The 20,243-nt window shown below is 44.3% G+C and carries 18 protein-coding genes; 5 read left to right on the forward strand and 13 right to left on the reverse strand.

Translation table 11 applies throughout. From position 1 onward, the window contains the following. The first annotated feature begins 25 nt into the window (after positions 1–25). Positions 26–2,662 (forward strand): EAL domain-containing protein, encoded by a 2,637-nt coding sequence (locus ACN0VI_RS09495; protein ID WP_417447043.1) that lies wholly within the window; start codon positions 26–28, stop codon positions 2,660–2,662. 103 nt (positions 2,663–2,765) lie between these two features. On the opposite strand, the gene ACN0VI_RS09500 is transcribed toward ACN0VI_RS09495, so the two are convergent. Continuing rightward, on the reverse strand, positions 2,766–3,164 hold the full coding sequence (locus ACN0VI_RS09500) for an MAPEG family protein (protein WP_417446618.1): 399 nt from the start codon (positions 3,162–3,164) through the stop codon (positions 2,766–2,768). Between the two features lie 112 nt (positions 3,165–3,276). Continuing rightward, a complete protein-coding gene (acnB, locus tag ACN0VI_RS09505; protein ID WP_417446619.1) occupies positions 3,277–5,889 on the reverse strand; it encodes a bifunctional aconitate hydratase 2/2-methylisocitrate dehydratase in 2,613 nt (870 codons plus the stop codon). Between the two features lie 225 nt (positions 5,890–6,114). On the opposite strand from acnB, the gene ACN0VI_RS09510 reads away from it, so the two are divergent. Further along, positions 6,115–6,597 (forward strand): hypothetical protein, encoded by a 483-nt coding sequence (locus ACN0VI_RS09510; protein WP_417446620.1) that lies wholly within the window; start codon positions 6,115–6,117, stop codon positions 6,595–6,597. Positions 6,598–6,659: 62 nt separating this feature from the next. Here the strand turns inward: ACN0VI_RS09510 and ACN0VI_RS09515 are convergent, their stop codons facing one another. Then, positions 6,660–7,061: a hypothetical protein gene (locus ACN0VI_RS09515; RefSeq protein ID WP_331890505.1), complete on the reverse strand. Its 402-nt coding sequence runs from the start codon at positions 7,059–7,061 to the stop codon at positions 6,660–6,662. Positions 7,062–7,387: 326 nt separating this feature from the next. On the opposite strand from ACN0VI_RS09515, the gene purB reads away from it, so the two are divergent. From purB to ACN0VI_RS09530, 3 genes are read left to right on the forward strand one after another with little or no spacing between them, the layout of a single operon-like run. Next, entirely contained in the window at positions 7,388–8,752 is a 1,365-nt protein-coding gene (purB, locus tag ACN0VI_RS09520; RefSeq protein WP_331890503.1) for an adenylosuccinate lyase, read from the forward strand. A 31-nt stretch (positions 8,753–8,783) separates the two neighbouring features. Next, positions 8,784–9,944: a cupin domain-containing protein gene (locus ACN0VI_RS09525; RefSeq protein ID WP_417446621.1), complete on the forward strand. Its 1,161-nt coding sequence runs from the start codon at positions 8,784–8,786 to the stop codon at positions 9,942–9,944. Between the two features lie 55 nt (positions 9,945–9,999). Further along, a complete protein-coding gene (locus tag ACN0VI_RS09530) occupies positions 10,000–11,388 on the forward strand; it encodes an MATE family efflux transporter (RefSeq protein WP_417446622.1) in 1,389 nt (462 codons plus the stop codon). A 162-nt stretch (positions 11,389–11,550) separates the two neighbouring features. On the opposite strand, the gene ACN0VI_RS09535 is transcribed toward ACN0VI_RS09530, so the two are convergent. The 10 genes from ACN0VI_RS09535 to ACN0VI_RS09580 all read right to left on the reverse strand — a co-directional run bounded on the left by ACN0VI_RS09535 (position 11,551) and on the right by ACN0VI_RS09580 (position 20,242). Further along, positions 11,551–12,276 carry a Slp family lipoprotein gene (locus ACN0VI_RS09535; protein WP_331890497.1) on the reverse strand — a complete coding sequence of 242 codons (726 nt, stop codon included), beginning with the start codon at positions 12,274–12,276 and terminating at the stop codon, positions 11,551–11,553. A 139-nt stretch (positions 12,277–12,415) separates the two neighbouring features. Continuing rightward, positions 12,416–13,117 carry a tRNA (adenosine(37)-N6)-threonylcarbamoyltransferase complex dimerization subunit type 1 TsaB gene (gene tsaB / locus ACN0VI_RS09540; RefSeq protein WP_331890495.1) on the reverse strand — a complete coding sequence of 234 codons (702 nt, stop codon included), beginning with the start codon at positions 13,115–13,117 and terminating at the stop codon, positions 12,416–12,418. A gap of 9 nt (positions 13,118–13,126) precedes the next feature. Further along, complete coding sequence (locus ACN0VI_RS09545; protein ID WP_417446623.1) at positions 13,127–15,088, reverse strand: ATP-dependent DNA helicase; 1,962 nt, start codon at positions 15,086–15,088, stop codon at positions 13,127–13,129. Positions 15,089–15,112: 24 nt separating this feature from the next. Then, positions 15,113–16,105, reverse strand: a complete 993-nt coding sequence (gene hemH, locus ACN0VI_RS09550; protein WP_417446624.1) for a ferrochelatase — start codon at positions 16,103–16,105, stop codon at positions 15,113–15,115. A gap of 41 nt (positions 16,106–16,146) precedes the next feature. Then, on the reverse strand, positions 16,147–16,803 hold the full coding sequence (gene adk / locus ACN0VI_RS09555) for an adenylate kinase (protein WP_417446625.1): 657 nt from the start codon (positions 16,801–16,803) through the stop codon (positions 16,147–16,149). A 185-nt stretch (positions 16,804–16,988) separates the two neighbouring features. After that, positions 16,989–17,345: a VanZ family protein gene (locus ACN0VI_RS09560; protein ID WP_417446626.1), complete on the reverse strand. Its 357-nt coding sequence runs from the start codon at positions 17,343–17,345 to the stop codon at positions 16,989–16,991. A 193-nt stretch (positions 17,346–17,538) separates the two neighbouring features. Further along, positions 17,539–18,030, reverse strand: coding sequence for a hypothetical protein (locus tag ACN0VI_RS09565; protein ID WP_417446627.1), 492 nt, complete (start codon positions 18,028–18,030; stop codon positions 17,539–17,541). A gap of 60 nt (positions 18,031–18,090) precedes the next feature. Continuing rightward, on the reverse strand, positions 18,091–18,939 hold the full coding sequence (locus ACN0VI_RS09570; RefSeq protein WP_417446628.1) for an alpha/beta hydrolase: 849 nt from the start codon (positions 18,937–18,939) through the stop codon (positions 18,091–18,093). 48 nt (positions 18,940–18,987) lie between these two features. Next, the gene (locus ACN0VI_RS09575) at positions 18,988–19,554 is read right to left on the reverse strand and encodes a hypothetical protein (RefSeq protein ID WP_417446629.1); all 567 of its coding nucleotides are present in this window, start codon (positions 19,552–19,554) and stop codon (positions 18,988–18,990) included. Between the two features lie 190 nt (positions 19,555–19,744). Then, positions 19,745–20,242, reverse strand: a complete 498-nt coding sequence (locus tag ACN0VI_RS09580; RefSeq protein WP_417446630.1) for a papain-like cysteine protease family protein — start codon at positions 20,240–20,242, stop codon at positions 19,745–19,747. Position 20,243: the final 1 nt, after the last annotated feature.

Here is a 20,243-nt window from a genome sequence, read left to right on the forward strand (position 1 = left end):
TAATTAAGGAAGTATATTGCGTCAAATGGTAATTACAGCTAAGGTGGAGAAGTTTGCAGGAGGGTGCCCATTGTTACTAAAAAAGCTTTGTCATTTTTCGTTGTTCCTACTTATGCTTTTGTCATTGCAAAGCGGTTACCTCAATGCAGCTGATAACCAACAAATTAAAACTTTGCGGGTAGCTATATTCGATGCTCCTCCAGCCCTAATTCCAAACGACAATGGTGAACACACCGGCTTTTTAGTCGACTACATTGAAGAAGTTGCCAGCCGTGAAAACTGGCGTGTGCAATGGCTATACCTCAAGTGGCCGGAGATTATCAACAGCGCAAAACGAGCCGAGCTCGACCTAGTACCCTTCGTTGCCTACTCCCGCGAGCGTTCCGAATATCTGGATTATAATTCAATCAGTTATATTACTGGCTGGGGACAGGTCTACATCCATCCCGACGAACAATTCCTCGAAAATATATTCGACTTTGAGGGCAAGACGATTGCTGTGGTCAAAGATGAAATTTACGCCATTCAATTTGCTAACTTATGCGCACAGTTCGATATCATCTGCCACCTGAAGGAAGTTGAAGATTATAATACAGCGTTCTCCCTGCTCGATAAGCGCTTGGTTGACGGCGCTGTTAGTGGAAATCTTGTGGGCTATAGCTTTGAGGAGCGATTCAATATCGAACGCACCCCGATAGTCTTCAATCCTTCCAAAGTGTTATTTGCCAGCCCTAAAGATAAAAACTCCGAGATACTACAAACTATCGATAACTACCTCGGACAATGGAAAGAAAACCCTAGCTCTCCCTACTACGAAATTAATGAGCGCTGGCTGGGCAAAGATGCTCACAACCAGTTCATGCCAAGGTGGTTGCTCTATAGTTTGGCAGCCTTAGGCTTGTTGTTGCTACTGAGTGCATTGGTTCTGTTGATTTTACGCAAACAAATCCGCAAGAAAACAGCAGACCTTGCCGATAAAACAGACCAAATCAAGCAAATCATAAATCTCGTGCCACACATGATTTATGCCACTAATGCCAATGGTGAGCTGATTCTGGCAAATCGTTATGCTGCCGACTTTTTTGGTTTGCACCTCAAAGATCTTAACAACATCAGTATTGAACAACTCAGATTAAAAGCGCCCGCTGCTAATGATTTATTTGAAGATGAAGATTACTTATTACGCAAAGATGCTGTAGCCGTGGAAAAGCAATTAAAGCTTAACGACAGTAACGGTAAAGCCACTTATCTCACGATATCAAAGGTTCCTTTTGTAGGACGCTATAGTCGATTACCAGCAGTAGTTACCGTTGGCGTGGATGTCACCGAGACAAAACAGTTTGAGCAACAAATCCAGCATATGGCGCAACATGACTCCTTAACCGGCTTGCCCAATCGCTTACTACTAAATGACCGGGTTAATCAGTCATTAGCGCTATCTTTGCGACATCATCACAACGGGGCTTTATTATTCATTGATCTGGATTTCTTTAAAAATATTAATGACTCCTTAGGGCACATGACAGGCGATAAGTTACTGGTCGAAGTCGCAAAGCGATTAGAAAATAATGTTCGCTCCGGTGATACAGTTGCTCGTCTTGGTGGCGATGAGTTTATTATTCAACTGAGCGAATTGAGTGATGTTGAAGCAGAAGCCGAACTGGATGCCATTACCGTAGCGGAAAAACTGATACAAACTCTGACCCAGGAGTTCCATGTCAATGGCCAATCACTGCATATTACCGCCAGTATCGGGGTTCTAGTTTACCCGCGCGACGCTGATAGCCATGAATTAATAATGCAACGCGCAGACACCGCCATGTACCATGCTAAAGCTAAAGGTCGTAACGGATACGCCGTATTCAAGTCCGATATGGAAGCGGTCATAATGCGCCGCCAAACTCTGGAAAGCGATCTGCATAAAGCCATTTACAATAATGAGTTTTTCTTGCTTTATCAGCCTCAAATTGATGCCAACACCGGCAAGTTGCTTTGTGTAGAAGCATTAATTCGTTGGAACCACCCAGAGGAAGGTATTATTTCGCCGCTCGAGTTTATCCCAATCGCAGAAGACAATGGAAGTATTGTTCAAATCGGCAACTGGGTTCTCGAAAAGGCCTGCCAACAAATAAAGTTATGGATACAAGAATATGGTTACTCTCCTGCCATATCAGTAAATTTATCTGCCATTCAATTAAGTCAAAGTGACTTGGTTGAAACCATTTCAAATTTATTAGAACAAGAAAAAATCCCCGCAGAATTACTTGAGTTAGAAGTGACAGAAACTTTAATTCTGCATGAAGAGAAGCGCTCTATTGAGGTGCTTAAATCACTCAAGAAACTGGGTATTAGAATTTCTATTGATGACTTTGGCACTGGTTATTCATCTCTCAACCATTTAAAGAAGCTGCCTTTAGACAAGCTTAAAATTGACAGAACTTTTGTGAGCGACATACCCGGAGATCCGGATAGCGAAACCATCATAAAAACCATTATTAAGATGAGTAAGGAACTTGGGCTAGAGGTTACTGCGGAAGGTGTCGAAACCATAGAGCAACTAGAGTTCTTAAAAAACGAGCTATGCCCTCAATTCCAGGGCTATTATTTCGATAGACCAGTCAGTCCAATGGTCATACAGGACAAATACTTTAAAAAGGACTAAAACCCCAACACCGATGTGGCAATCAGCAGTGGGGTGTATAAGAATTGTTCAGAGCTAACCAAAAGTCACACTTTGATCACGGTTTGGCTAAAGAAAAGACTTGTTAAAAGTTGAAACCTATCGCATAGCCAATCAGGTAACCCGATAATAACAACATCACAGCCCAAGTCAGTATTACGCCATAAAATCGACCGAATGATTTGCCCACAGATCTAGACAGCCCTAATGCATGCAACACCCGTCCCAGTAACAACGCAATACCTGCTCCATGCATTAACCAGTAAGAAGCTTGCTGCATTTCGGCAAAAGCCATCAATAAAAGACAGATAGGAATATACTCAATAGCATTAGCGTGAACACGAATAGCACGAGCCAGTACCTTCTCACCATTAGTTCCTATTCCAACCTGCAACTTCCTACGAAGCATCACCACTCGGTACGACAGCAGTAAAATTAATAGCGCCAGAAACGCAGCGTATATCGACGTGATTCCAATACTCATAAAAGCTAACCCCAATTATTGTTGTTTAAGACAGCTACAATCTAGCAGACAGTCGGACATAAAAAAAGCCCACCGAAGTGGGCTTTTTTAGTAGACAGCTTTTAAAAGAAGCTTAAGCGCCAACGGTTACTTTATTTGCGACTGGGATAGTCACTTTGGCCGCTTTTGCTTTGTACTCTTCCATTTGATGGAAGTTCATGTACTTATAAATATCTTTAGATAAAGAGTCTAGTTTACTCGCGTAACTCATATACTCTTCAACACTTGGTAAACGACCCATCACAGCTGCAACTGATGCAAGCTCAGCCGATGCCAAATAAACATTAGCGCCTTGACCTAAACGGTTCGGGAAGTTTCGGGTTGAAGTAGAAACCACCGTTGATTTCGGAGCCACACGCGCCTGGTTACCCATACACAATGAACAGCCAGGCATTTCAAGGCGAGCGCCTGAACGACCGAAGATATTGTAATGCCCTTCTTCCATCAACTGATGCTCATCCATACGTGTTGGCGGAGCAATCCATAAACGTGTTTCCAAAGTACCCGCTTCAACGCTTTCCAGCAACTTAGAGGCAGCACGGAAATGACCAATATTCGTCATACAAGAACCGATGAATACCTCATCAATCTTATCGCCAGCGACTTCGCTTAATAGGCGAGCATCATCTGGATCATTTGGTGCACATAGAACTGGCTCTTTCAGGTTATCCATATCAATTTCAATAACCGCTGAGTAGTCTGCGTCTTTGTCCGCAACCATCAAGGATGGATTAGCCAACCACTCTTCCATTTTCTCGATACGACGTCCGATAGTACGCTCATCGCCATAGCCATTACCAATCATCCACTTCAATAGTACGATGTTTGATTGCAAGTATTCAGCAACAGACTCTTCGCTTAACTTAATCGTACAACCAGCAGCTGAACGCTCAGCAGAAGCATCAGAAAGCTCAAATGCCTGCTCAGCAGTTAAGTGCTCAAGACCTTCAATTTCAAGTATGCGACCCGAGAAGATATTCTTCTTGCCAGCTTTTTCAACCGTCAACAAACCATCTTTAATCGCTTGATAAGGAATCGCATGGACAAGATCACGTAAAGTGATGCCAGGCTGCATTTTACCTTTGAAACGAACCAATACTGACTCAGGCATATCCAATGGCATAACACCGGTAGCCGCTGCGAAAGCAACCAGACCAGAACCTGCCGGGAAAGAAATACCAAGCGGGAAACGCGTATGCGAGTCACCACCGGTACCGACGGTATCAGGTAGCAACATACGATTTAACCAGCTGTGAATAATACCGTCACCTGGACGTAATGAAACGCCGCCACGGTTCATGATAAAGTCTGGAAGCGTATGTTGAGTACCAACGTCAACAGGCTTTGGATAAGCGGCAGTGTGACAGAATGACTGCATAACCAAGTCAGCCTGGAAGCCTAAACAGGCCAAATCTTTCAACTCATCACGAGTCATAGGGCCGGTAGTATCTTGCGAGCCGACAGTAGTCATCAATGGCTCACAATATTGGCCAGGACGAACACCTTCCAGACCACAAGCTTTGCCGACCATCTTTTGGGCAAGCGTAAAGCCTTTGTCCGACTCGACAACATCTTCAGGTGAACGGAAGAAATCTGCAGCCGGCATATCCAAATATTGGCGAGCGCGTGTTGTCAAACCACGACCGATGATCAAAGGAATTCGACCACCTGCTTGAACCTCATCAAGAACCACGCCAGAACCAAAGTCGAAAGTAGCAATAACTTCGCCATCTTTCTCAACTTTACCTTCGTATGGATACACATCAATTACATCGCCAGTGTTCATTTTAGACACATCCAGCTCAACTGGTAATGCACCCGCATCTTTCATGGTGTTGTAAAAGATTGGTGCAATTTTGCTACCGAAACAGAAACCGCCAGCACGCTTATTAGGTACATGAGGAATGTCTGCACCCATATGCCATAGAACAGAGTTAGTTGCAGACTTACGCGAAGAACCGGTACCCACAACATCGCCTACATAAGCTAATGGATGACCTTTTTGTTTTAATTCTTCGATAACAGAGATAGGGCCTATTTCGCCTTCCTTGTCTGGGTTGATACCTTCACGCTCGTTTTTCAACATTGCCAGAGCATGCAAAGGAATATCCGGACGCGACCAGGCGTCTTGCGCTGGTGACAAATCATCAGTATTGGTTTCGCCAGGAACTTTGAATACGGTTAAGGTGATTTTTTCTGCCAAAGATGGCTTTTCTTTAAACCATTCTGCATTTGCCCATGATTCAATAACAGCTTTAGCAACCGCATTGCCTTTATCAGCTTTTTCAGCAACGTCATGGAAAGCATCAAACATCAATAAGGTATGTTTTAATTTTTCACCGGCCAATTCAGCCAGCTCAGAATCGTCTAGCAGCTCAACCAAAGTCACAATGTTATAGCCACCCAGCATAGTACCCAACAGCTTGGTAGCATGAGCTTTATCAATTAGTGGAGACTCAGCCTCACCTTTAGCAATAGCTGCCAAGAAAGCGGCTTTCACATAAGCAGCTTCGTCAACACCCGGTGGTACACGATGAGTTAACAATTCGACCAGGAACTCTTCTTCGCCAGCTGGAGGGTTCTTTAATAACTCAACCAGTTGACTCACTTGTTCTGCATTTAAAGGTAAAGGCGGAATGCCTTGTTCTGCGCGTTCTGCAACATGACTTCTGTAAGCTTCTAACACTTAGGATTCCTCGTTGTTCGATGTTTGTTGTACCGCTGACATCACCCGCGTACCAGTACGCAAATGACACAGGGAGTCTCTCTCAAAAGGTGGCCGATTATAACACAGGCTTTATAGAATGTGAGCCATATCTTATTTAACTAAAGTAAGCCACCAATAAAGTGTATGTTGGTTACAATAGGCCTATGCTATAAGTACACATATACCTTTAAATGGAGTTACAAGATGAATCGAACACCATTAATTATCACTATGGCAGCTTTAGGGCTGACTTTCACATTTTCAAATAGTTACGCTATGGACAGAGCGCCAAAAAGCGAGCAAGCCGACCGTGCAGAGCAAATTGCCCCACAAGCAGCTCGTGACGGCAGGTTCCACGAAGACGAGATTCAAGTTATTCGTGATTATTACCGTGATTATGATCGAGAACATGATAGGGACGGCAAGAAAAAAACCTTGCCCAAAGGATTGCAAAAGAAATACGAAAGAACCGGTGAACTTCCTCCCGGCTGGGAAAAGAAGTTACAGCGCGGCGAAGTGCTCTCTGAAGATGTCTACCGCTACGGACAGCCTCTACCTGTGGACTTGAAAAGGCAACTGCCATATACCCCAGAAGGTAGCGAAATCATTGAAGTTGAGGGCAAAATCATACGAGTCTTAGAAAATTCTCGAGAAATTATCGATATCTTAAATTTGGAAACCCGATAAACTACATAGTACTCAAACACAAAAAAGCCAGCGAAACGCTGGCTTTTTTTACAATCAATAGGTTAAGTATTCGATTTGATTAAGCTTATTAATTTCTTGTTATAGATAGCAGCAAAATTACGTGTCTTCACTCTAAGTTCAGCATGCCGTGAGTTATAAACAATTTCAGACATACCGGGCAATATTTCATAGTCACCATTATCAACAACTAATTCGCACACATCTTTGGGGAGACCAGGGATTAAGATTTCACCATCGGCTTCAACGGCTAAGAATCGGCGAGGTGCTTTCAGCTTTTGTTTTACCAAAATTTCAACATTCGCATTTTCTACCCACTCCATTTGCTGAATCAATTCTCTGATTTGACTATTGGTCGACTTACCTTCACCACTTACTGATTGCCCGTCACTACATCCTGTCAGTGAAAACACCAATATGCTTATAACTATCAAAAACTTACTCATCGTGACCGTACTCAGCTCTTAGCTATATAAAGCTATAAAAATCTAATGGCGCGGATAATGACAAAAAAGCTGACAGATTAAAACCGATCTTTCCCATATTTTTGTAAAGAATTGTCGCATTAGCCCATCAAAATATCTCATACCCAGTTTTATAGATGCCAAAAAGCGCCAGTTGCGGTATGATCCGCGTTTCGAAAAATGCCTTTGATTCATAGGCTAAGTGGTGACTCCAGCCGGTTATATTTTTGTAACAGGGCCTAAAACGAGAGCCACGCTATTCAGATAGTTTTTCTTATAGTTTGAAAACCAGTAACGGGAAACATTTCATGCAACTTTCAGCTCTTACCGCAATTTCACCTGTCGATGGCCGTTATGGCTCAAAAGTCACTGATTTACGTAGCATTTTTAGTGAGTTTGGCTTATTAAAATACCGTGTTACGGTTGAAGTTCGCTGGCTACAGGCGCTTTCTAAAGCAGACGCTATTAAAGAAGTTCCTGCTTTTTCTGACGAAGCCAATCAGTTGTTAGACAGTATCGTTGAATTCTTTGCTGAGAGTGATGCTGAAAAAATCAAGGAAATCGAGCGCACCACCAACCATGACGTGAAAGCGGTTGAGTATTTCCTGAAAGAAAAAATCCGTCACAGTGATGAGCTCGAGAATGTTAGTGAGTTCATTCACTTTGCCTGTACTTCTGAAGACATCAACAACCTGTCTTATGCCTTGATGCTCAAAGAAGGCACAGAATCTCTCGCCAAATACCAACAAGAGGTATGCCAGTCTATTCGCAGCCTGGCAGCTCAGTTTGCAGAAATTCCAATGATGGCCCGCACCCACGGTCAGCCAGCTTCGCCTTCAACTATGGGCAAGGAAATGGCTAATGTGGTCTATCGTTTAGAACGTCAATTAAAGCAAATTCAGAACCAGGAAATTCTTGGTAAAATTAATGGTGCCGTGGGTAACTACAATGCGCACCTCTCTGCCTATCCTGAATTTGACTGGCAATCCTTCGCTCAGAAGTTTGTAACCTCTTTAGGTTTAACCTGGAATCCTTACACCACTCAAATCGAGCCACACGATTACATGGCGGAGTTATTTGACGCTATTGCGCGCTTTAACACAGTGATCATCGATTTTGACCGTGACGTATGGGGTTACATTGCACTGGGCCACTTCAAACAAAAAACTGTTGCTGGCGAAATTGGCTCATCTACTATGCCACACAAGGTTAACCCGATTGATTTTGAAAACTCTGAAGGTAACCTGGGTATCGCCAATGCCTTATTCGATCACCTGGCGATGAAGTTGCCTATTTCTCGCTGGCAACGTGACTTATCAGACTCTACCGTACAACGTGTTTTAGGCGTGGGCTATGCGCATAGCGTGATCGCCTATCAAGCAACGCTAAAGGGCATTTCGAAACTTGAAGTGAACGAGCAAGCGTTACTTAATGAACTCGATGGCAATTGGGAATTGTTGGCAGAGCCCATCCAAACGGTTATGCGCCGTTACGGTATCCCTAACCCCTACGAAAAATTGAAAGAGCTGACTCGTGGTAAGCGTGTAACACGTGAGGGGATGCAAGCCTTCATCGACTCTCTGGAACTACCAGAAGACGAAAAAGAGCGCCTGAAGCAATTAACGCCGGCGACTTATATCGGTAATGCGATCAGTCAGGCGAAAAACATCTAAAGCGACTTGATTCGATACAAATGGAAAAGCTATGACAAGCATTCTCGGCGACATCAGTCCTGAGCAATTCCTGAAGGAATATTGGCAAAAACGCCCCTTGTTAATCCGAGGGGCGTTTTCTTCTGCGCAGGTATCTGGCGAAGATGCGCTGATTTCCGCAGAAGAATTAGCTGGTTATAGCTTAGAGGATGAAATCGAGTCGCGTCTGATGGAGAAAAATGGAGATAGCTGGCAGCTGGAACATGGCCCCATTGATGAGTCCAAGTATGTTGAGCTAGGTGATGAGAACTGGACTTTGCTGGTTCAGTCGCTGGATTATTTTCACCCGCCACTATGCGACTTAATTAAAGCCTGTAGCTTCATCCCGCGCTGGCGGCTGGATGATGTAATGGTGTCTTTTGCTACCAATGGTGGTGGCGTTGGCCCACATTTAGACAAGTACGATGTTTTTTTGATTCAGGGTGACGGACAACGTCGCTGGCGAGTGGGTCACAAAGATCAAGCAACCGTCATTTTCTGTCCGCACCCGCAGATTGCTCAAATTGAGCCTTTCGATGCGGATATGGATGTCATCGTCAACCCAGGTGACTTGCTCTACATACCTCCCAACACACCACACTGGGGCGAATCTATTGGTGACAGCACTTGCTATTCGGTAGGTTTTCGAGCACCCAGTATTGGTGGTATTGTGCAAAAGCTGCTACAGCTACCACAGACCGATTTAGATCGGCTTTGGAGTGATGAAGATCGTCTCACTCGACAGTCAGCTAATGGCGAATTAACACCCGACATGAGCCTGTGGGCGGAACAGCAGCTGAAACAGCTTTGGACATCGGATGATTATCTGATGGCTTTTGGTAAAGAAGTCACCGAGCTAAAATACCCTGAGATGTTAGAAGTACCTTCTGATGACGAACTCAAGGACTGGATCGATCTGGCCCTGCAAGAAGGCGTTAAAGCTGAGCCGCTTGCACGCATGACTTATTTCGCGAAAAACGACGAACTTTGGTTATTCATCAATGGCGAATGGCAAGTAATGCACACCAGCCTTAAACCTATTGTTGAACAGTTGAATCTAACCTTTGCCTGTTCAGCAGATGAGTTAAACGCTTTAGATGATCAAGTTGCTCACATATTCCTAAGTTTTGCGGTAGCCTTAGGTGCGCTAAAGCCTGCATCATTCGATATATAATTGACTGTGCCTCGGGCATAAGTATTAATAACTTCCAATCATAAAAAGGTTCTTCATGGTAGATTCAAAAAAGAATAGCGATAGCCACAGCTGGCAAGATATTCGCCATGAAACCAGCGCGATCATTCGTATCGCTATACCTGCAATCCTGGCCCAGCTGGCGCAAATGTCGCTGGGGGTTATTGATACCCTGATGGCGGGTAATTACAGCAGTAATGCACTGGCCGCGGTCGGAACCGGTTTCAACACCTTCATGATTATCTTCTCTCTGTTTATGGGACTGATGATGGCCATCAACCCTATGGTGGCGCACTTTAATGGCCAGGGGAAAATGGACAGTATTGGCAAGACCTTCCAGATGGGCATGTTTCTGGCGGTCATTTTCGGCATCATTACCTTTATCCTGTTACGTAACGTTGATCCGATTCTTTATTTGCTCGGTGTCGAAGATGCGATTGTCGAAACCACCAGTGGCTACCTGAAAGCATTAAGCTGGGGTTGCGTCTTTGCATTTTTATTTATTGCGCTGCGCTCTGGTAATGAAGGTTTGTTTTCAACCAAAATCGTAATGTTCTGCTCCTTCATGGTGATTCCATTCAACCTACTTTTTAACACCTGGTTTATTTATGGTGGGTTAGGTGTACCGGCAATGGGTGCTGTTGGTGTTGGCTATGCCACCAGTGTGGTCTGGACATTACTCTTTCTGTTCTTATTATTCTTTACCTGGCGTAATCCTTCTTTTGCTAGCCTGAACATTTTCAAGAAAGTTCGCTTGCCTACCTGGAAACTGATTAAAGAGTTTTTCTCCATTGGCACTCCAATGTCGTTGGGACTGCTGATGGAAGTCAGCATGTTTGGCATGATCGGCATCCTGGTTGCTCGCTATGGCGTTGATTTAACCGGTGCGCACCAGATAGCCATGAACATTGCCACCGTCGCTTTCATGGTGCCCTGGGGGCTTTCCATAGCGATTACCGCACGTGTTGGCTACTGGATGGGCAGACAAGATTATCGCCAGATGCGTTTATCAGGCTTCTGCGGCATTGGAACCAGCCTGTTTTTCCAAGCGGTCTCGGTAGCTATTATGCTGTTATTCCGCTACCAATTAGTGGGCGTCTACACCGACGACCAGGCAATCATAGAAATATCAGCATCCTTGATTTTCTTGGCCGCCATATTCCAGTTCTCAGATGGCTTGCAAGTTAATAGCGCCGGAGCACTGCGCGGCATGAAGGATACCAAGATACCAACCGTTTACATGGCCATTGCCTATTGGTTGATTGGCTTCCCGATTGGGATATACATGGCGGATTATATGGACCTTAAAGTTAAAGGTTTCTGGATAGGCATTCTATTTGGGTTAACCGTTGCCGCAATCCTGTTACTGGGCCGCTTTATCCATCGTTCAAAGCAGACCATTGCGTTTGCAGAAGCATCTAAGTAATAAACCCGTTATACGGCGATGTTCGAAGTTTTTATAGAATGGGTTTACCCAGGAGGGCAGACCCGGCATTCCTGCGTAACCCACCAATGCTCCCCTCTACAGATAAAATAATACCGTTCACAATCTCATGCGAACGGTATTATCAATTTTATTATATTGTCGTTACTTCTGCTTAATAAACCCATCACCTAACTTGGGACTTACTCTCGGCTTACTGGCAGGCCTTGGGCTAGATGTTGGTTGAACCCTTACTTCAGGCTCCGGACTGCGTTGCTCAATCCGTTGCTTTGGCATCGGCGGATCATTCGGCTGATTCTTTAAATTTGGATTCACTCGAGGCTCGTAGTCACGAATCACACGGTAGCGATAATAGTAAGGCCAGTGATAAGGACGATGATAGAACCAGTAAGGATCCCACATCGAATAAACTTCGACATACTCACGTCTTGGACGTTCTTTCCACAAATAATGGCTTCTAGTATCTACTACGGGGAAATTAATTTCGTGCTTGCCTACTTTGCCCGGCATAGGCTCCCCTAGCATACCAACCAGGGTAATTTCTTTACCCTTCTGATAAATCATAGGGTCCAGGAAACCAGGGACTCGGGCAATAAAACGACCACCTGTTTGGCTATCCTGAACAGGTCTAGCCTGGCGATCGAGTGGTAAATTCACGACTTCTATCAGGGTATCTTTTTCCAGATTCTCAACCCGAGCAACAATGCCGCCCCAGCGAACCTCCTGACCAGTGTAACTTGCTGGGCTTTGTGCCACCTGAGTAAAATCGACGCTCTGTTCTTCAAACTCAACCGATTCAGGAACATTAGCACAAGCCGCTAATAAACCAGCTATGGCGCTGATTGAAAGAAATTTTAAATAATGTCGCATTAAATGCCTCCCTTTATTAGGCCTGATTGAATTCCAGACAGGCAATTAAAATCAAGCACTTAAACTATATTGCTTTATATGTAACACAAAGTCTATGAACGCTTCCTGAATTTTAAGGATTCAACTCAGTTGACCCTACTTAGCTGCCTTGCTCAGCAACTTTCTTAGCTACATTGTTGCGCAAATAAACCGGTTGTGCCTGCTCAGCATCCAACGCTAAGCCATCAGCAAGCTGTTGAGCGACCCATGGCAACATGTGTTTCGCGCTCGGAAAAGAAACTTCTCCCTCAATCACTAGCGATACACTACTGCGCTGCGCCAGTTGATCGGGATAAGTCTGCCAACCGCTTCCAACTGCTCTATAGATAATAGACGAATCAAGCTGATCAATGGTGACAGTTTCTGGTTCAGCAACTTCTTCCTGCCCCACTCGCATCATCAATCCATCCTGCAGTTGATAGACACCCCAGTAAACTTCGCCCATGCGTGCATCAATGGCACTCAAGATATGCTCCTCATTTGTACTCTGATAAGCAGCTTGTGCCATTGCCTGTAAGCTGGAAACACCAACGACAGGCACTCCCGCTCCATATGCAAGACCCTGCACAATACTGATGCAAATCCGTAAACCGGTAAAAGCACCGGGGCCCTGCCCATAGCCGATCACATCCAGATCCGCCAGTTTGATTTTAGCCTGTTGTAATAGCGCATCAACCATTGGCAACACCAGCTCACCATGCTGACGAGGCGCAACTTTATAGTCGGTATAAACCGCATCGCCAACTTGCAAGGCAACCGAACAGGCTTCAGTAGAAGTATCAATGACAAGAATATTGGACATGTATATGGATTAATCTTGAGTTAGGTTTTGCAGAAATTCTATCACAGTCTTTTGTTCGCGCGTACGCCGCATTGGCGGCAAGCTACGCAGGAATCGTTTGCCATAAGCGTTGGCTATCAAACGAGGATCGCACAACACCAGGACACCACGATCGGTTTGGTCACGAATCAAGCGTCCCGCGCCCTGCTTTAAGGCGATAATGGCTTCAGGAATTTGCAGGTCAAAAAACGGATTCTTGCCCGACTTACGCATTGCCTGAATCTTCGCTTCAATAAGTGGTTCATCCGGCGCAGCAAAGGGTAATTTATCAATAATCACGCAACTTAACGCCAAACCCTTAACATCGACTCCTTCCCAAAAACTGGAGGTTGCCAACAGTACCGCATTGCCTTCTTCACGAAAATGTTCGATCAGCTGATTCTTCGGCTTCTCGCCCTGCATCAATACCGTTTTATCCAACAGCTTATCTTTCCAGAGCTCCTGCACCTGATGCATGGCGGAATAACTGGTGAACAACACGAAGGTACCACCGGGATTTGTCTCAACAATTGGTAACACCGCTTTTTGCCAACTGTTGATAAAGTCTTTGGACCGCGGATCAGCAAGTCCGCGTGGGATATGCAGGATCGCTTGCGACGCGTAATCAAAAGGGCTTGGTAGCTCAAGCTCACGAGCCTCTTCCAGTCCCAAGCGTTCTTTGAAGTGTTTAAAATCGCTAGTGCCTTTGCTGCTTGCCTGGGTAATGGTTGCCGAAGTAAAAACCCAACTACGCGTCGACTGCTCGCGACAACTTTGCGCAAAGGCTTTTGATACATCGAGCGGCGTTTCCATCATGGCAAAACCTTGACGGTACGTTTCCACCCAACGCACAGCAGTAAGCTCCTGATCCTTATCGCTAAAGAAAGCCAGCGTATGCAAGCATTCTTCTGCGCGTTTATGGCATGAATCCAGACCTTTGGAGCGCGAAGCGTGACGTTCTAAACGACTGTGCAATGCACCTAATTCTTTTTTCAGTTCAGCCAGTAATTGTTTACGCTGAGGGTTAACAATCTGCTGCCAGTTCTTCTTTTGCCCAGACTCGCCAAGACTTAATCGAATCTCATTGACCGCACCTTCAACCCGTCGTACCGCCACTGACAGTTGACGGTCATCTTTGGCATTGGTTAATGCTTCAAGCTCGGTATCGCGACAAATCTCCATCAATTGTCGACTGGTTAAACGGCGACCATAAAAACTGTGTGCAATGTCTGCTAATTGATGTCCTTCATCAACCACCACGATATCGGCATCGGGCAACAACTCACCGAAGCCGTCTTCTTTGAGCACCATATCCGCCAACAATAGATGATGATTCACCACTACCACATCGGCAGTAACCGCTCGCTGGCGAGCCTTGGCAACAAAACATTCCGCATAATCCGGACACTCAGCGCCAAGGCAATTTTCATTAGTCGAAGTCACGTAAGACCACAACGGATCATTGTCAGCAAGATCAGTGCACTGCGTCAAATCACCACTGGCAGTTTTTACCGACCATTCATTAACTCGGCTTAAAGTATCGACCATGGAGCGGCTTTGGAAACGCCCACTTTCCAGACTCTGTTGCAGTCTGTATTGGCATAAATAATTGTTTCGCCCTTTGAGCAAGGCAATTTTTGGAGAGATAGAAAGCGCTTTACAGATATCAGGAAGGTCGCGGAAATAAAGTTGGTCTTGCAGGTTTTTGGTACCGGTAGACACAATAATTTTACTGTCTTGTTCGTACCAGCTTTTTAAGGCAGGAACGAGATAAGCAAAAGTTTTACCAGTTCCGGTGCCCGCTTCAATACAGATCGAGGCTTCTTCTTTAATGGCCGACTCAATCGACTGTGCCATCTGTTCCTGCTCGGAACGTCGGACAAAGCCTTCGAAATAATCGGCCAACAGGCCATCAGCAGAAAAAAGTTCTTCTAAAGATGCTAGTGATGCCATTACTCAAGGATACTTATGCAACAGCTACTTGAGCAAACGCTGTTCAAGTAATGTGAGCATCATTTCGATGTGAGCATCATCATCATTCAAAGCAGGAATATAATCGTAACGCTTGCCGCCACTTTCAACAAAGACTTCTTTGTTTTCTTCAGCAATTTCCTCAAGTGTTTCGAGACAATCGGCGCTAAAGGCTGGGCAAACAACTTGCACCGATTCAACGCCCTCTTTACCCCAGCTTTCCAAAGTTGCATCAGTGTACGGTTTAATCCATTCTTCTTTCCCAAAACGTGATTGGAATGAAGTCAGATAATCGCCCTCTTGCAAACCCAGTTCCTTAACAACTAACTCAGTGGTTTTATGGCATTGCTGCTCATAAGGATCACCGCCTTTACTGAAACGCTCTGGCACACCGTGATAGGAAAAAAGCAACTTGTCTGCTTTACCTTGATTGCTCCAGTGGCGCTTAATGGAATCAGCAAGTGCTTTGATATAAAGCGGGTCATCGTGATAGTCGCCAACGAAAGAAAACTCAGGAACAAAGAATTCCTTTTTCATGGCTTTAGCAACTCGATCAAAAATTGAAGCCGTTGAGGCAGAACTGTATTGAGGATAAAGCGGTAACACGATAATACGCTCGCAGCCTTGGTTCTTTAGCGCTTTTAACGCTTTCGGAATTGAAGGGTTACCATAAGCCATCGCGATTTCAACCGGAATATGTTTGCCATATTCCTGATCAACGAAGCGGTTATTCATCATGATCTGTAGCTTCTTGCGCTGGCGTTGAGTAATCGCCAGCAATGGCGAGCCTTCGCGCGTCCAGATAGATTTATAGAGTTTGGCGACTCTGGCAGGACGAATACGCAAAATAATACCGTGTAGTATTAGACACCAGACCCAGCGGGTTAGTGACACCACACGGTAATCATGAAGAAACTCAGCAAGATAGCGCCGAACTGCTTTAGGAGTTGGCTCGTCCGGCGTTCCTAGATTACAGAGGAGAACTCCTTGTTTTTTCAAAAACAGCCTCTCTTATTCGATAAAACTAAAGGTGCTCGGGATTATGATTCCAATCCCGTGAAGATTGCGTCACGAATATCTTCAACAGAACCCACACCTTCAACTCTAACGTATTCTGGCGCAGCATCCGCATCTTTTTCAGCCCAGTCAGAATAATACTCTATCAAAGGCTTAGTCTGTTCAACATAAACCGCTAAACGACGACGGATAGTATCTTCTTTATCATCATCACGCTGAATCAAAGGCTCGCCACTGACATCATCTTTGCCGGCCTCTTTAGGCGGATTGTAAGTCACATGGTAAACACGGCCTGAAGCAGGATGGACACGACGACCGCTTAAACGCTTAACAATCTCTTCATGGTCAACGTCTATTTCAACAACATAGTCCACATTGATATTGTTCTCACGCATAGCGTCAGCCTGAGGGATAGTACGCGGGAAGCCGTCAAGCAAGTAACCATTGGCACAATCGGCTTCTTTCACACGCTCTTTGACGATACCAATGATAATGTCGTCCGACACCAACTCACCAGCATCCATCTTTTGTTTGGCCTGTATACCAAGCTCAGTACCGGCTTTAACCGCCGCACGTAACATATCCCCGGTAGAAATCTGAGGAATATTATACTTTTCTTTAATGAATTGAGCCTGTGTACCTTTACCAGCACCTGGCGCGCCAAGCAAAATAATGCGCATCTGCGGAATCTCCTACAAGTAGTCGCAATGTATGAGTTATAAGGCGCTAAAGATACTTGGATCGGCAGGCTATCTCAAGTAAAAAATCGGCCAATTTCCCGATTTACGAGCCATTACAGGGAATTCAAGGTAATGAGGCATGGTAAGAGTGCCCAAAGGTTATAACACTGGAGAGATGCGGCCCTTTAGTCCTTGACCAGATAAGGCTTGAGCAAATATCCAACCACAACGCCAGTCAGAACACCGAGTGAGTTAGCCATTAAATCCATCCACTCAAAGCCACGATTCGGAATGAACTGCTGCAAAAACTCAATAAGAAGCGAAAAAAGAATACAACCGATGATTATCTGCCAGCTTGGGTGTTTCTTCGAGCCCATCCGCGCCAAAAACGCCAATCCTGCATAACCAATAAAATGCAGCGCCTTATCCCACGGCAAGCCTTTCGGCAGCTGCTTACCCGGCATCAACGACATTGTAAAAATTGCCAAACAGGCAATCACAAATAAGAATTTAAATAATCGACTGTTTAAAAATCGAACCATAAAAAAACCGCCAGAAGCGGTGAATCCAATAAGTTAGCAAGATTCTAGCAATTAGAAAGTTAACTGACTAGAAGTATGTTGCCATAAAATGGGTTACCCCCCAATGTACAGTAGGGTGCGTCGTGACGCACCGATAGAGCTAAAATGTTACTAAAACTCAATACGTTCAGGTTGTGACAGAGTTTCTTTGAGTTTAGTGTGGGGCTAAAGGCCATTTGTTTAAGATGATTTTAAAAGTATCTTTTGCTTTATTCACCGTTTCGGGATGATATTCAACTGAAAAATCTACGTCCAAGTCACCATTCTGCCAAAATTCTTTAAATGTCCAATCACCAACATAATTAATTTGTTGTGCTTCTACAGAAAAGAAATAATTTATGTGCTTTAGACTAGGCCTCAAATTTGTATACAACTTATATCTTGAAAGACGATAAAGTCCGGGAGTTAATTTAAATACTACAGGATTTCCGCGGTTTCCCTCACGGATCATGTCGCGCAATACAACCTTCTCACCTGTATTAATATTTTCTACTTGGATTTGGGCTGATAATGCAGCGTTTTGATTATCAGCTTTCACCAATATAACCCCATAAGAGGGATCAGATACCATTTCATTATGTTTACCTTCTATCGATATACATCCAAAAATACTTACGGATAATATAATAACAATTAGATATCTCATACTAACTCTCTATCAACCATGTTCACACAGTTTGTGCATAACCTAAAATTTATACTTTAATTACCTATAACTCTTAAACAACCAGTTCATACCTTCGCGGTAACTATCGGTACTGTTTGCGGCATGGGTACCACCTTCAATGCTAATCACTTTAACAGCCCACGGCAAAGACTTCTGCGCTTCTACATAATCAAGCCATTCAAACGCGGATTGCCTTAAATTTTGACGGTCAATAGAACCACTAGTCACCACTAACCCCAAGTCTGTCCGACTAGCTGGTTCACCCGCAGAGAAAAACAGATCGCGCCCGGCATTGAAGTGGGGATTGCTAGCAATTCGCCCCCAGAATAAATCGGGCTCAGTAAAAGCGGAATAAAGCACCATTGTTCCACCGTAACTTTGACCGAAAAGCACTCGCTTAGTCGGATCAGCACGGAAGCGACTCTCGACATCAGGAATCAACTCATTTTGCAAAAAATGATGAAAGTTCGCCGCCCCACCTTCCCCTTCTTTGGCGTCGGGTGAGTTCGGAGTAAAGTCGTAGCCACGTTTATTAATAGCAGGATCAAAGGATCCATAGGCAATCCCCACAATAATCGCTTCAGGAAGCTTATCATCATAAGTCAGGAACAAATGGTTCGATGCCAGAATCGGAAACAATGAATCGCCATCTAGCAAATAAACTATGGGATAATCAGTAGAGTTATCATCATAACCCTGCGGTAGACGCACATAAATATGCAAAGGACGCTCTAAAACCTCAGACTGAAACTCAAAATAATCACCCTGCAACGCAGGAAGGTGTTGTATTGAATCCACAGCGACATCATTATCCTCAGAAGATAAATGTGCTTGGCAGGCTGATAGAAATATCGCGATGACTAAATAACAAATTCGATGGAGCTTCATTAATTCTCTCTTCTCTTATTCTATTAAAATTTACGCACTTCCAGAGCTTTACTTTGAATCACCACCATTGCTTGTAGAAAAGAGCGGATAGAAACCTTCAACCACCTCAAACTTATTTACTCCCCCTTCCCAGTGCATTTGCTGCGTTCCACCCCAGACTGTTTCGCGGTACTCCGTTATCTGCTTTATCTGATACTGGATATGAGGAAGGTTAATCACCTCAAGCGCCTGATCTACTGGTAACCATTTTACCTGGTCGATACCGTCGGGAAGTTTGTAGTTTTCATTTAGAGCTTCAGCAGAATGGATCAATCGGGTGGAAATCTTCTGTTCTGAGCCCATTCTAAGAATGAAAACGCCCCGAAGTTGTGGATTGTTGATTTTAAGAGCATAGCTGTGCGCTAGATTTGTTAATCCCTCACTGATTGTCGAGTCCTGATCCTGATACCAACCCGGAGTGACCCAAAGGTCTCTGTCCTTAATCTTCACCACTAACATTTCATTGCTATCGTTGAAAATTAGCAACCGATGGAAGGTCGAAGGCGTTGAATCTTCCTGCGCATACAAGCTCGGTGCGCATAGCAAGACAGTCAACAGGACAAATAATCTAATCACTAAATTCTCCTTGAAACTTTATATAAGGAAATAATGGGAATTGCTTTTAATTAACTCTGACCCCATTAACTCCCACCATTAACTCTTTTAATACCGAGAGAAACTAACCTTTTATTATACGAATTCAATTGTAACATCCTTATTTCAAAAGGCTTTCTATACAGTAACGATATTATAGTAATTTAGGTAACTAGAGAGGAGTACCAACAACTACTGAATCACCCCAACGCCAACCTTGGTACAATTCTTGTAAAGAATTAACATAGGTGTAGCCTGTCCATGGGTCCGATACAATGATGCCACCGGTTCTAGGATGCACTCCTTGCAAAACAATAAAATGCCCAACCGGACCATTCGAAGGCCGCGCAAAAGCTATTAACTTCCAACCATCATTTAATGAATCATAAAGTTCCTGTGGTGACCCCGGTCTACCCGCACTCCATGCACGAAAACCATATGACCTTAATAACATCACAACTTCTTGAATGTGAGCAGGTCTATCAGTTGGCCAACCATCTAAACGAGCTGCAATCTGTTCTTGTGTTTGATATAAACCGGCTTGAGCCATAACATCTTGCACAGATGCAGCCCAGCACCAGTTCTGAGCCCGTTGCTGTTCAATAGCGGATGTTGTCAATGAGGCAGCCGAAAGTACAACTACCAGTAAGAATTTAGATAACTTTTTCATT

The organism is Kangiella sp. (genome assembly GCF_048265365.1).
GTDB lineage: Bacteria > Pseudomonadota > Gammaproteobacteria > Enterobacterales > Kangiellaceae > Kangiella.